We start from the raw sequence: 13,156 nt of genomic DNA, 5'->3' as shown, positions 1-13,156 counted from the left end.
CATGCGCATCATGCCGCAATTGGCCAGCCTCTGGCAGGCAGCGCTGCTGCAGCCTGGACAGCAGTGGTTCTGAAAACGGATTCTCATATTGTGAAATATGCGGATATTGCAGTGCGTCAATATTTCTCAATACGAGAAATCGCATTTCTCAATGCGAAATAGTATTAATAGTATGTTGATTTTTAATGATTAAAAATTAGTCTTATATAAGACATAAGACAAAAATATGCGGCGGGGCAGGCGTACAGTTAGAGCCATGGACAGACGGTATCTGTCCACCAGTTTTCAATCCGTTAGTTCCACCCACTTGACCACAGGAGTTCCCCATGTCTCAGAAACTGAACCAGCAACTCAGCCGCGAACAGCAAATTGCCGCCCTTGAATTGGATTGGGCGCAAAACCCCCGCTGGAAGGGCGTCAAGCGCGGCTACTCGGCTGCTGACGTGGTGCGTCTGCGCGGCAGCGTGCAGCCGGAGTACACCTTGGCCCAGCGCGGCGCCCAGGTGCTGTGGGACAAGATCAATGGCGGTGCCAAGAAGGGCTATGTGAATGCCTTTGGCGCAATCACCGCAGGCCAGGCCATGCAGCAGGCCAAGGCGGGTCTGGAAGCGGTCTACCTGTCGGGCTGGCAGGTGGCAGCGGACGGCAATACCTCGGAGACCATGTACCCCGACCAGTCGCTCTACGCCTATGACTCGGTGCCCACCATGGTGCGCCGCATCAACAACACCTTCAAGCGCGCTGACGAGATCCAGTGGGCCAAGGGCGTGAACCCGGGCGACAAGGAGTTCATCGACTACTTCCTGCCGATCGTGGCCGATGCCGAAGCGGGCTTTGGCGGCGTGCTCAATGCGTTCGAGCTGATGAAGAACATGATTGCCTCGGGCGCTGCCGGCGTGCACTTTGAAGACCAGCTCGCTGCCGTCAAGAAGTGCGGCCACATGGGCGGCAAGGTGCTGGTGCCCACGCATGAAGCCTGCGAGAAGCTGATCGCTGCGCGTTTTGCCGCCGACGTGATGGGTGTGCCCACCATCGTGCTGGCCCGCACCGATGCCGAAGCGGCCAACCTGATCACCAGCGACCACGACGCCAATGACAAGCCTTTCCTGGTGGGCGAGCGCACGCAAGAAGGCTTCTACCGCGTCAAGAACGGTCTGGAGCAGGCGATCAGCCGTGGCGTGGCCTACGCGCCCTATGCCGATCTGGTGTGGTGCGAGACCGGCACGCCGGACCTGGGCTTTGCCCGCGAGTTCGCCCAGGCCGTGCATGCCTCCAGCCCCGGCAAGCTGCTGAGCTACAACTGCTCGCCATCGTTCAACTGGAAGAAGAACCTCGACGACGCGACGATTGCCAAGTTCCAGGACGAGCTGGCGGCGCTGGGCTACAAGTACCAGTTCATCACCTTGGCCGGTATCCACAGCAACTGGTACAACACCTTCAAGTTTGCCCACGCCTATGCCCGTGGCGAAGGCATGAAGCACTATGTGGAGATGATCCAGGAGCCCGAATTCGCTGCCCGCGAGCAAGGCTACACCTTTGTCTCGCACCAGCAGGAAGTGGGCGCAGGCTACTTCGACGATGTGACCACGGTGATCCAGGGCGGCTCGTCCAGCGTCAAGGCGCTGACCGGCTCGACCGAGGAAGAGCAGTTCCACTGATCTGCGACGCCTGCATGCGCTGCAGGCGAGACGGCCTGCAGGCGCAGCAGATGCAGCAAGGCGGCACCATCGGTGCCGCCTTTTCTTTGGCTTTTCGTCCCTGAGCTGAGGCGCAGCGCACCAGCGCTGCCAGATAATCGCTGCTTGCCCATTTGCACCGCTTATTGATCACTGCCATGTCCACTGCCGCCGCTGCCACCTCTGCCACGCCCGCTGCCCCCAAGATCTCCATCATCCATTGGCCCGCCAAGACCCTGGTCAATCCCGTCATCGGCAAGCCCAGCCGCCCGATCAGCGGCGATACCGAGTACCAGACCATGAATGTGTTCGAGGGTCTGGGCGGCAAGGTGAGCTCGGGCACCTGGCAGTCCACCGCCGGCCACTTCAGCTCCAATGTGCAGGGCTATATCGAGTTTTGCGTCATTGTCGAAGGCGACTGCCGCCTGGTCGACCCCGATGGCACCGTGCACCGTTTTGGCGTGGGCGACCATTTCATCATGCCCGAGGGCTGGACCGGCCACTGGGAGGTAGACAGCTTTGTGAAGAAGGTCTACCTGGTGGCCGAGGCCTGAGAGCGCAGCTCTCGCGCCGCCTTCAGACGATAAAAAAACCACTGTGGCCTTGGCAGGCACACAGCGGTTTTTGCTGGGTGGAAGGGCTTCCGTTGGCGGAATTACTTCTTGTCGTTGCCCAGCTGGGGCAGTGCGTGGCTGCCGCTGGCGGTCAGCAGGCCGGTCTGGGTGTAGATGGCCAGCTTGTCGCGGGTGTCCATCAGGTCCAGGTTGCGCATGGTCAGCTGGCCAATGCGGTCAGCGGGGCTGAATGGCGCGTCTTCCACCTTTTCCATCGACAGGCGCTCGGGCTTGTAGGTCAGGTTGGCCGATTCGGTGTTCAAGAGCGAGTAGTCGTTGCCACGGCGCAGCTCCAGGGTCACGGTGCCGGTGATGGCACGGGCCACCCAGCGCTGGGCGGTTTCGCGCAGCATGATGGCCTGTGGGTCAAACCAGCGGCCTTGGTACAGCAGACGGCCCAGGCGCAGACCGTTGATGCGGTACTGCTCGATGGTGTCTTCGTTGTGGATGCCGGTCACCAGGCGCTCGTAGGCGATGTGCAGCAGCGCCATGCCGGGGGCTTCGTAGATGCCGCGGCTCTTGGCTTCGATGATGCGGTTCTCGATCTGGTCGCTCATGCCCAGGCCGTGGCGGCCGCCGATGCGGTTGGCTTCCAGGAAGAAGGCGACCGGGTCTTCGATGCGCTGGCCGTTCAGGGCCACAGGGCGGCCTTCTTCAAAGGTGACGGAGACTTCCTCGGCCTTGACGTCGACCTCGGGCTTCCAGAACGCCACGCCCATGATGGGGTTGACGATGCGGATGCCGCTGTTCAAGAACTCCAGGTCCTTGGCTTCGTGGGTGGCGCCCAGCATGTTGGAGTCGGTCGAGTAGGCCTTCTCCGCGCTCATCTTGTAGCCAAAACCTTCCTTGGTCATGAAGGCCGACATTTCGGCGCGGCCGCCCAGCTCGTCGATGAAGGTCTGGTCCAGCCAGGGCTTGTAGATCTTCAGTGCAGGGTTGGTCAAGAGGCCGTAGCGGTAGAAACGCTCGATGTCATTGCCCTTGAAGGTCGAGCCATCGCCCCAGATGTTGACGTCGTCTTCCTTCATTGCGGCCACCAGCATGGTGCCGGTCACGGCGCGGCCCAGCGGCGTGGTGTTGAAGTAGGTGATGCCGCCGGTCGAGATGTGGAAGGCGCCAGCCTGGATGGCGGCAATACCTTCGTTGGCCAGCTGGCTGCGGCAGTCGATCAGGCGGGCCTTCTCGGCACCGTATTCCATGGCCTTGCGCGGGATCTCGTCGTAATCGGACTCATCGGGCTGGCCCAGGTTAGCCGTGTAGGCGTAGGGCAGCGCGCCCTTGTTCTTCATCCAGCGCAGGGCTGCGCTGGTGTCGAGGCCGCCGGAGAAGGCGATGCCGACCTTCTGGCCGACGGGAACATGTTGCAGGATGGTTTCCATGGTGTGGCTTTTCTCTAAAAACAGGCGCTGCTGCGGTGCTGTCTGAGGATTCAGTGACGCGCCAGACAAGCGGCGTGCAGCGGGAGGCGTGCGCCAGCTGGCCCGGCGCAGCCCCAAAAATCAGGCGTAGTGGCAGATGTAGTGGTAGGCCTCGGCCACGCGGATATCGAACTTGCTGTTGGCCGGAACGCTGAACTTGTCGCCAGGGCCGGACTTTTTCCATTCGTCGCTGCCGTCGAGCTTGTACTCGCAGGCGCCGGCAACGCACTCCATGATCTCGGCGGCGGCCGTGCCAAAGGTCAAGGTGGCTGCAAGTACCACACCAACCGATTGCTTGGTGCCGTCGGCCAGCTGGTAGCTGTGGCTGACGCACTTGCCATCAAAATAAACATTGGCCTTGGTGGTGAGGCGTACGCCGTCGATGCTCTCAGTGATCATGGAAGACAACAGGTAAATGGAGGAAAACCGCCATTGTAGGCGAGGCCTTTGCCCGTCTCTCGAACATGGTGGGGCAGTTGAGCGGCATGGCAGGCATAAAAAAGCAGCAGTACCGGAGTACTGCTGCTGGGGGCCGGGCCACGCTTGGCTGGGCCACACCTGGCCGGGACGCGCCACCGCAATGTCGCGTCGCTCTTTGGCTTAACGCCAGTGGCCGCGGTGGCCGCCCCAGTAACCGCCCACGCCAATCTGCACCGAGGGCTGCAGCATGACGGGCGGCGGCGCATAGTACACAGGCGCTGGTGCGACATAGACCGGGGGCGGTGCCATATAGACGGGCTGCTGGTAGACCGGCTGGCTGCTGACGACAACGCCGGGCTCAGGAGCCGTGTAGGCATAGTCCTGCGCAGGTGGGTTGTCGTAGGCCGAAGCGGCAGGCTGCACGCTCAGCGGCAGCCATTCGCCCGGCGCCGTGGCCGTGCGGGTGCTGTAGCGGCGACCCGCGTATTCATACTCCACGTTGTAGCCATCGGGCTGGTTTTGCGTGGTGTACTGGTTGGCACATTGCCGTACCGTTTGGTAGCTGGGCGTTCCGCCTTCGAGCTGGTTGCCGATGGCTGAGCCGGCAATGACGCCAGCGCCGGTGGCCGCTGCGCGGCCAAACCCATGGCCAATGCCGTTGCCGAGCAAGCCGCCGACGACGGCGCCGGTGATGGCGCCCACGCCGGAGGTGCGCTGGCCGGCATACACCTGCTGGTCATTGCAGACGGTTTGCGGCGTGTTCACCTGCCGGTAGGCCGGCGTGACCGACAGCACCCGGCCATAGGGCTGCTCGCCCGCAGGCAAGGGCGGCTGCGCGCCAGGCGCTTGCTGCGGCAAAAACGGATCGGACGAGGGCGAATAATTTTGGGCCCAGACCGAGGGGCTGGCTGCCGCCAAGGTGGACAGCGCAGCCAGCACGATCAGGCGGGCTGAGAGCAGATGTGGCATGAATGCCTCCAAAAAAGCGATAAGTTGCTGGGTGCTCAACGCGCCAGTACCGAGACTGGGCGACACGCTTTACACCGCCTGCACAAATATCTAAGACTTTGCTCAAAGCATAAAGTTCAGCATGCACCCATGCTGCCGCTGGCATGTATCTGCGCCATGTCGCAGCGTAAAGCGCCGGTCAACACCGCCCAGCCGTATCCGCTCAGGCGATCTTGCTGCTCCAAACCGCTTCATCAAAGCCCACGGTGACGGAGCCATCGGCCCATTCGACCACCGGGCGCTTGATCACGCTGGGGTTGGCAATCATCAGCGCACTGGCGCTGTCGGCGTCCGTCACGGCTTGTTGCACGTTGGGATCCAGCTTGCGCCAGGTGGTGCCTTGGCGGTTGACCAGCTTTTCCCAGCTGGCCTTGGCGATCCAGTCGGGCAGATGGCTGGCGGGCACACCCGCTTTCTTGAAATCATGGAATTGGTGGTCGACGCCCTGCGCCTCCAGCCAGGTGCGGGCTTTTTTGACGGTGCTGCAGTTGGGGATGCCGTAGACGGCGATGGTGTGGTTACTCATGGACAGCAATGATGACACAGCCGCAATTACGCGACAATCTGGCCCCATGCAAACCCGTTTCGATACCTTGGAGCAGTGGCTCGCCCACTGCGAGCAGATTCATCCCAAAACCATTGACATGGGGCTGACCCGCGTCAAGGCCGTGGCCGAGCGCCTGGCGCTGCGCTTTGCCTGCCCGGTGATCACGGTGGCGGGCACCAATGGCAAGGGTTCGACCTGCGCCATGCTGGAGGCCGTGGCGCTGGAAGCTGGCTACCGCCCCGGGGTGTTCACCTCGCCCCACCTGGTGCATTTTGAAGAGCGCTGCCGCGTGCATGGCGAGATTGTCTCGGCCGCCGATCTGCTGCCGCATTTCGAGGCGGTGGAAGCGGCTCGCCTGCAGGCGCCCGAGATTTCGCTCAGCTATTTCGAGTTCACCACCTTGGCGATTCTGCGCCTGTTGAGCCAGGCCAGGCTGGATGTGGCGATTCTGGAAGTGGGCCTGGGCGGCCGGCTGGACGCTACCAATATCATCGACACGGACTGCGCGGTCATCACCAGCATCGACCTGGACCATATGGACCTGCTGGGCCCCGACCGCGAATCGATCGGCCGGGAAAAGGCCGGCATCATGCGCCCGGGAAAACCGGCGGTCGTCAGCGACCCGGTGCCGCCGCAAAGCGTGATCGATTACGCGCAGAGCATTGGCGCCGACCTGTGGCGCTTTGGCCGCGATTTCAACTACGAAGGCGACAAGCAGCAGTGGAGCTGGGCAGGGCGCGGCCGGCGCTATGCCGGCATGGCCTACCCGGCGCTGCGCGGTGCCAACCAGCTGGTCAATGCGTCTGGCGTGCTGGCCGCCTACGAGGCCTTGCGCCAGGTGCTGCCTGTCACCGCCCAGGCCGTGCGCAATGGCCTGGCGATGGTCGAACTGCCCGGCCGCTTCCAGATCGTGCCCGGCCAGCCGGCGGTGGTGCTGGATGTGGCGCACAACCCGCATGCGATTGCCGCACTGACGGCCAACCTGGATGCGATGGGCTACTTTCCCACCACCCATGCCGTCTTTGGTGCCATGCACGACAAGGACCTGACGCCGATGTTGCGCAAGCTGGGCCCCCTGGTGGACCGCTGGTACTTCTGCGACCTGCCCACGGACCGCGCCGAGAAGGCGGTGGACCTGCAGTCCAAATGGAATGCCGTGCACCTGCTGTCCGACCAGCGGCGCGAAGTGGCTACAGCTTGTTACCCGGACCCGATGGCCGCATTCCAGGCGGCCGTCGAAGCGGCAGGGCCCGCTGATAGAATCGTCGTTTTCGGCTCGTTCTTTACGGTGGGCGGGGTGTTGAAGCACGGTGTGCCACGGCTCGATGCCAAGCACCTGAACTAAAAGCAGCCCCATGATGGGGCCGCTCCCAGCGACCTGTTTTCAAGCTCCACCTCCAATCGTCCATGGCAATTTTCAATCTTCGATGGCCCGGTAAAAAGCAACAGGAAGCGGAGAGCCCGCGCGTGATTCGCGCGCCGCGCAGCAATCCTGCCGAGAGTGTGGATGCCATGCGCCGCCGCGCGCGCCACCGCCTGATTGGTGCCACCGTGCTGGTGCTGGCGGCCATCATCGGCTTTCCGATGCTGTTCGACACCCAGCCGCGCCCGGTGCCAGTCAATGCCTCGATTGAGATCCCGGACCGCGAGCGCGTGGCCGCCCTGGCCGTGCCGCCTGCGTCCAACGCCGCAGCGCCGCACGGCAGCCATTCGGGCAATGACAATGGCCTGGATGCAGGCGAAGAGATTGTTGGCGCAAGAAGCAATGCAGCCACGTCCCCAGCGGCCGCTGGCGCTACCGCAGCAGCGGCCGCCGCAGCAGCTGCCACGGCTGCCAGCAAACCCGCGGACAAGCCTGCGGCCCCCGCCGCCAAGCCCGAGCCAGCGGCCAAACCAGAGCCCGCTGCCAAGCCAGAGCCGAAACCTGAGCCCAAGCCAGCGCCTAAACCTGAACCCAAGCCCGAGCCCAAACCGGAGGCCAAGCCCAAGGAAGAGCCCAAGCCCAAGCCGGCAGAACCTGCCAAGCCCAAGCGCGATGACGAGGCCGACCGGGTCCGCGCGATGATGGAAGGCCGCACGGCCACTGCGCCTGCAGCCGCGCCCGCTGCAGCCCCCGCTGCCAAGCCGGCGGCCGCTGCCAGCCGCTATGCGATCCAGGTGGGTGCGTTTGCCGAGGAGAGCAAGGCGGCCGAGGTGCGTGCCAAGCTGCAGATGGCCGGTGTGCCGGCGTATACGCAATCGGTCAAGACGGCGTCGGGCAACCGCATCCGTGTGCGGGTGGGGCCTTTCAACAGCAAGGAAGAGGCAGACAGTGCCGCAGCCAAGGTGCGCGCCCAGGGCCTGCCCGCTGCGCTGCTGCCGATGTAGGACAGGCGCTGCTGCCCACTGCCGACCCCACCACCTGTTGTTGTGACACCTATCTACCGCGCCTTGTCATCGCCATGCACCCCATGCCGGGTGCGGGCGCTGGCAGGCGCTCCCTGGCCCCTGCGGGCGGAGCATTGACATGTCGGCCCTGGACTGGGTGTTTATCTTGATCCTGCTGGGGTCGGTACTGATCGGCGCCATGCGCGGTCTGGTGTTTGAGGTGCTGTCGCTGATCAGCTGGGTGCTGGCCTTTTTTGCGGCCCGACTGTGGGGCGCTGAGATCGGCATGTGGTTGCCGATGCAGGAAATGGACGAGGGTGTGCGGATCGCCGCAGGCCTTGTGATCGTCTTTGTTGTCGCCATCTTCGCTTTGGGCCTGGTGATTCGCATCATCGGCAAACTGGTTCAGATCGTGGGTTTGCGGCCCTTTGACCGCACGCTGGGCGCGCTGTTTGGTGCCCTGCGTGGGGTGTTACTACTTGTGTTGATCGCTCTGGTTTTTATGCTGACATCGATGCGGGAATCGCAAATCTGGAACACTTCAGTCTTCGCACCGCATCTGGTGTCGGCAGTGTCAGTGTTGCGGCCATGGATGCCGCAAGAAATGGGAAGACATTGGTCTTCACTGGTGGACCAGCTCACCGAAGCTGGTTCACGCATCGCGGCAGAGCCGCGTTAACGTTTTTGGAACGCTCAATATGTGTGGAATCGTCGGAGTCGTCAGTAGCACGCCGGTCAATCAATTGATCTATGACGCGCTGTTGCTGCTGCAACACCGTGGACAGGATGCAGCAGGCATTGCAACCCAGCAGGGGCGCAAGTTCTTCATGCACAAGGCCAAAGGCATGGTCAAGGATGTGTTCCGTACCCGCAATATGCGGGCTTTGCCGGGCAATGTCGGCCTGGGTCAGGTGCGCTATCCCACGGCAGGCAATGCCTACAGTGAGGAGGAAGCCCAGCCTTTCTACGTCAATGCGCCTTTTGGCATCGTGCTGGTGCACAACGGCAACCTGACCAATGCCGTGCAGCTGCGCAAGGAGCTGTTCTCCACCGACCACCGCCACACCAACACCGAGAGCGACTCGGAAGTGCTGCTCAACGTGTTCGCCCATGAGCTGGAGCGTGCCACGCACGGCATCCCGCTGCAAAAGCAGGATGTGTTCAATGCGATCCGTGCGGTGCACAAGCGCGTGCAGGGCTCCTACGCGGTGATCGCGCTGATCGCCGGCCACGGTGTGGTGGCGTTCCGCGATCCGAACGGCATCCGCCCTCTGTGCATTGGCCGTGGTGCCGATGGCACCGTGATGGTGGCCAGCGAATCGGTGGCGCTCGAAGGCACGATGCAGCAGCTCGAGCGCGATATTGCCCCGGGCGAAGCGGTGTTCATCGGCGATGACGGCTCGCTCACGTTTGAGCAATGCGCCGAAAGCCCCAGCTTGCACCCCTGCATTTTCGAGTTCGTCTACCTGGCCCGTCCCGATTCGGTGCTCGATGGCATGTCGGTCTACCAAGCGCGGCTGAACCTGGGTGAGTCGCTGGCCACGCGCGTGATCTCGATGGTGCCGCCCAACGAGATCGATGCGGTGATCCCGATCCCCGAATCTAGCCGCCCCAGTGCGATGCAGCTGGCCCAGTTGCTGGGCAAGCCCTACCGCGAAGGCTTCGTCAAGAACCGCTATGTGGGCCGTACCTTCATCATGCCGGGCCAGGGCGCGCGCAAGAAATCGGTGCGCCAGAAGCTCAATGCCATCGGCAGCGAGTTCCAGGGCCGCAATGTGCTGCTGGTCGATGACTCCATCGTGCGCGGCACTACGTCCAAGGAAATCGTGCAGATGGCGCGCGACGCCGGCGCCAACAAGGTCTACCTGGCCAGCGCGGCGCCACCGGTGCGTTACCCCAATGTCTACGGCATCGACATGCCCACCGCCAAGGAGCTGGTGGCCCATGGCCGCAGCCTCGAAGAGATTCGCCAGTACATCGGCTGCGACGCGCTGATCTACCAGGACGTCGACGGCATGAAGAACGCCGTGGGCAAGCTCAACACGGGCGTGCATGGCTTTGAGGCCTCGTGCTTTGACGGTGTCTATGTCACCGGCATCACGCCCGAAGGCATCTCGCAGGTCAATGAAGGCCGTGTGTCCGCCGAAGAGGACGATCTCGATACCTCGCGTCTGTCGCTGCGCAACGCAGATGTGACGGATGCGGCTTGATAGTGGTCTGCGTACTGCTTGGGAAGAAGAATGACTGATAAGAAATTGCCGCCGGGCCTGCATCCCGATACCTTGGCGGTCCGTGAGGCGGTGGAGCGCAGCCAATGGGGCGAGCATAGCGAAGCCCTGTACCTGGCCAGCAGCTTTGTGCAGCCCAATGCCGAGACGGCCGCGCGCCGCTTTGCCGCGCTGGAAGAGGGCTACACCTATACGCGTACCGGCAACCCGACGGTGACCAGTTTTGAGCGCCGCCTGGCCGCGATGGAGGGCACCGAGTGCGCCATCGCCACCTCGACGGGCATGTCTGCCATCTTGCTGGTGGCCCTGACCGTGCTGAAGACCGGCGACCATGTGATCTGCTCGCAGTCCATGTTCGGCTCGACGATCAAGCTGCTGGGCACCGAGATGGCGCGCTTTGGCGTGGAAACCAGCTTTGTGTCGCAAACCGATGTGGAGGCCTGGAAGGCCGCCATCCGGCCCAACACGCGCATGCTGTTTGCCGAGACGCCGACCAACCCGCTCACCGACCTGTGCGACATTGCTGCGCTCGCCGAGATCGCCCATGCGCATGGCGCCTTGCTGGCCGTCGACAACAGCTTTGCCACGCCGGTGCTGCAGCAACCGGCCAAGCTCGGCGCCGATCTGGTCGTGCATTCGGGCACCAAGTTCCTCGATGGCCAGGGCCGCGTGATGGCGGGCGCCGTCTGCGGCACCGTCGCGCTGGTCGACAAGGTCATGGGCACCTTCTTGCGCAGCGGGGGGCTGAACCTCTCGCCTTTCAACGCCTGGGTGGTGATGAAGGGCATGGAGACCCTGTCCCTGCGTGTGAAGGCCGAAAGCGCCGCCGCGCTGGAGCTGGCACGCTGGCTGGAGTCGCATCCCAAGGTGGCCCGGGTCTACTACCCTGGCCTGGAAAGCCACCCGCAGCATGCGCTGGCGATGCGCCAGCAAAACGGCATGGGCGGCGCCGTGCTGGCCTTTGATGTGGTGGGTGAGGGCGCGGAACAGCTGCGCGCCAATGCCTTCCATGTGGTTGACAGCACCTTGCTGTGCTCGATCACGGCCAATCTGGGGGATGTGAAGACCACGATCACCCACCCGGCCAGCACTTCGCACGGCCGCCTGACTGAAGAGCAGCGCCAGTCCGCTGGCGTGGGCCAGGGCCTGATTCGCATTTCCGTTGGCCTGGAACACCTGGATGATTTGAAAGCCGACCTGTTGCGCGGCCTGGATACCCTGACATGAGCACCAAAGTACGTACCCGTTTTGCCCCGTCGCCCACCGGCTTTATCCATCTGGGCAACATCCGCTCGGCCCTCTACCCCTGGGCCTTTGCACGCGCCAACCAGGGCGATTTCATCCTGCGCATCGAAGACACCGATCTGGAACGCTCCAACCAGGCCTCCGTCGATGTAATTCTCGAAGGCATGGCCTGGCTGCAACTGGACCCCAACGAAGGCCCGTTCTACCAGATGCAGCGCATGGACCGCTACAAGGAAGTGCTGGCCACCCTGCAGGAAAAGGGCGCCGTCTACCCCTGCTACATGAGCATGGAAGAGCTGGACGCGCTGCGTGAAAAGCAGATGGCCAACAAGGAAAAGCCACGTTACGACGGCACCTGGCGCCCCGAAGCAGGCAAGGTGCTGCCGCCCGTGCCCGAAGGCGTCAAGCCCGTGCTGCGCTTCAAGACCCCGCTCACTGGCGTCGTGGCCTGGGAAGACAAGTGCAAGGGCCGCATCGAGTTCCAGAACTCCGAGCTCGATGACCTGGTCATTGCCCGTCCTGATGGCACGCCGACCTACAACTTCTGCGTCTGCGTCGATGACATGGACATGGCGATTACCCATGTGATCCGTGGTGACGACCATGTCAACAACACGCCGCGCCAGATCCACATCTTTGAAGCGCTGGGCGCCGATGTGCCCGTGTTTGCCCACCTGCCCACCGTGCTCAATGAGCAGGGCGAGAAGATGAGCAAGCGCAATGGCGCCAAGGCCGTCACCCAGTACCGGGATGAAGGCTACCTGCCCGATGCGATGGTGAACTACCTCGCGCGCCTGGGCTGGAGCCACGGCGATGACGAGATTTTCTCGCGCCAGCAGTTTCTGGAGTGGTTCAACCTGGACCACCTGGGCCGCAGCGCGGGCCAGTTTGACGAGGCCAAGCTGCGCTGGGTCAATGCCCAGCACATGAAGCTGACACCCGATGATGAGCTGGCTGCCATGCTGACCCCGTTCATGAAGAACCTGGGTCTGGACAGCATCACCGTGGGCGACGGCCGCCTGCCGCGCATCTGCGCACTGTTCAAGGACCGCTGCGACACCTTGGCGGACCTGGCGCAATGGGCCAGCGTCTTCTACCAGGACGTGCAGCCCAGCGCGGAAGACCTCAGCACCCATGTGACGCCCGAGATCATTCCGGTGATCGACGAGTTGCTGCAGGTGCTGCAAGAGGGCGATTGGAGCAAGGAGGCGATCAGCGCCGGCTTCAAGCAGGTGCTCAAGGCGCACGGTATCAAGATGCCGCAGCTGGCGATGCCGGTGCGTGTTTTGGCCGTCGGCACAGCCCATACGCCTTCGGTGGACGCGGTGCTTGCATTACTCGGTCGTGAAAAAATTATCGAAAGACTGCAAAAGCGCTGAAATACGCCCTATAATTCGAGTCTTCGGTGAGCAGCAACAAGTAAATTGTAAAACTTGCCGATACGGGGGTATAGCTCAGCTGGGAGAGCGCTTGCATGGCATGCAAGAGGTCATCGGTTCGATCCCGTTTACCTCCACCAAAGATTATCGGAAACGAGAAATCGGTTCTTAGGTTTTGACCCTATCGTCTAGAGGCCTAGGACATCACCCTTTCACGGTGAGTACCGGGGTTCGAATCCCCGTAGGGTCGCCAA

At 62.8% G+C, this 13,156-nt stretch carries 12 protein-coding genes and 2 tRNA genes; 10 read left to right on the top strand and 4 right to left on the bottom strand.

The window, feature by feature from the left end; all coding sequences use genetic code 11:
- Window positions 1-326: 326 nt before the first annotated feature.
- Window positions 327-1,658 carry an isocitrate lyase gene (gene aceA / locus WH367_RS13335; protein ID WP_021028615.1) on the top strand — a complete coding sequence of 444 codons (1,332 nt, stop codon included), beginning with the start codon at window positions 327-329 and terminating at the stop codon, window positions 1,656-1,658.
- A 176-nt stretch (window positions 1,659-1,834) separates the two neighbouring features.
- Window positions 1,835-2,230 (top strand): cupin domain-containing protein, encoded by a 396-nt coding sequence (locus tag WH367_RS13330; RefSeq protein ID WP_339536506.1) that lies wholly within the window; start codon window positions 1,835-1,837, stop codon window positions 2,228-2,230.
- A 101-nt stretch (window positions 2,231-2,331) separates the two neighbouring features.
- Here WH367_RS13330 and argG read toward each other — a convergent pair whose 3' ends face one another.
- From argG to WH367_RS13310, 4 genes are all read right to left on the bottom strand, one after another.
- Window positions 2,332-3,669, bottom strand: a complete 1,338-nt coding sequence (gene argG, locus WH367_RS13325; protein ID WP_021028617.1) for an argininosuccinate synthase — start codon at window positions 3,667-3,669, stop codon at window positions 2,332-2,334.
- Window positions 3,670-3,789: 120 nt separating this feature from the next.
- Window positions 3,790-4,107 (bottom strand): pyrimidine/purine nucleoside phosphorylase, encoded by a 318-nt coding sequence (gene ppnP, locus WH367_RS13320; RefSeq protein WP_021028618.1) that lies wholly within the window; start codon window positions 4,105-4,107, stop codon window positions 3,790-3,792.
- Between the two features lie 201 nt (window positions 4,108-4,308).
- Window positions 4,309-5,097, bottom strand: a complete 789-nt coding sequence (locus tag WH367_RS13315; protein ID WP_339536505.1) for a glycine zipper 2TM domain-containing protein — start codon at window positions 5,095-5,097, stop codon at window positions 4,309-4,311.
- Window positions 5,098-5,299: 202 nt separating this feature from the next.
- Window positions 5,300-5,662 carry an ArsC family reductase gene (locus tag WH367_RS13310; RefSeq protein WP_339536504.1) on the bottom strand — a complete coding sequence of 121 codons (363 nt, stop codon included), beginning with the start codon at window positions 5,660-5,662 and terminating at the stop codon, window positions 5,300-5,302.
- Window positions 5,663-5,708: 46 nt separating this feature from the next.
- Here WH367_RS13310 and folC point away from each other — a divergent pair, with 46 nt between their 5' ends.
- The 8 genes from folC (at window position 5,709) to WH367_RS13270 (ending at window position 13,155) form a co-directional block, all read left to right on the top strand.
- Window positions 5,709-7,028, top strand: a complete 1,320-nt coding sequence (gene folC / locus WH367_RS13305) for a bifunctional tetrahydrofolate synthase/dihydrofolate synthase (protein ID WP_339536503.1) — start codon at window positions 5,709-5,711, stop codon at window positions 7,026-7,028.
- 62 nt (window positions 7,029-7,090) lie between these two features.
- Complete coding sequence (locus WH367_RS13300) at window positions 7,091-8,050, top strand: SPOR domain-containing protein (RefSeq protein ID WP_339536502.1); 960 nt, start codon at window positions 7,091-7,093, stop codon at window positions 8,048-8,050.
- Between the two features lie 139 nt (window positions 8,051-8,189).
- Window positions 8,190-8,729 (top strand): CvpA family protein, encoded by a 540-nt coding sequence (locus tag WH367_RS13295; RefSeq protein WP_021028622.1) that lies wholly within the window; start codon window positions 8,190-8,192, stop codon window positions 8,727-8,729.
- 19 nt (window positions 8,730-8,748) lie between these two features.
- The gene (purF, locus tag WH367_RS13290) at window positions 8,749-10,260 is read left to right on the top strand and encodes an amidophosphoribosyltransferase (RefSeq protein WP_021028623.1); all 1,512 of its coding nucleotides are present in this window, start codon (window positions 8,749-8,751) and stop codon (window positions 10,258-10,260) included.
- Between the two features lie 30 nt (window positions 10,261-10,290).
- Window positions 10,291-11,505 carry an O-succinylhomoserine sulfhydrylase gene (locus tag WH367_RS13285; RefSeq protein WP_312986398.1) on the top strand — a complete coding sequence of 405 codons (1,215 nt, stop codon included), beginning with the start codon at window positions 10,291-10,293 and terminating at the stop codon, window positions 11,503-11,505.
- Window positions 11,502-12,902, top strand: a complete 1,401-nt coding sequence (gene gltX, locus WH367_RS13280; RefSeq protein WP_339536501.1) for a glutamate--tRNA ligase — start codon at window positions 11,502-11,504, stop codon at window positions 12,900-12,902. Before WH367_RS13285 ends, gltX begins: the two co-directional genes overlap by 4 nt.
- Window positions 12,903-12,966: 64 nt before the next feature.
- Window positions 12,967-13,042, top strand: a tRNA-Ala gene (locus WH367_RS13275).
- A 37-nt stretch (window positions 13,043-13,079) separates the two neighbouring features.
- Window positions 13,080-13,155 (top strand) — tRNA-Glu (locus WH367_RS13270).
- Window position 13,156: the final 1 nt, after the last annotated feature.

This window comes from Comamonas sp. MYb21 (genome assembly GCF_037479395.1).
GTDB lineage: Bacteria > Pseudomonadota > Gammaproteobacteria > Burkholderiales > Burkholderiaceae_C > Comamonas.
This window is presented reverse-complemented; position numbering and strand designations above follow the sequence as displayed.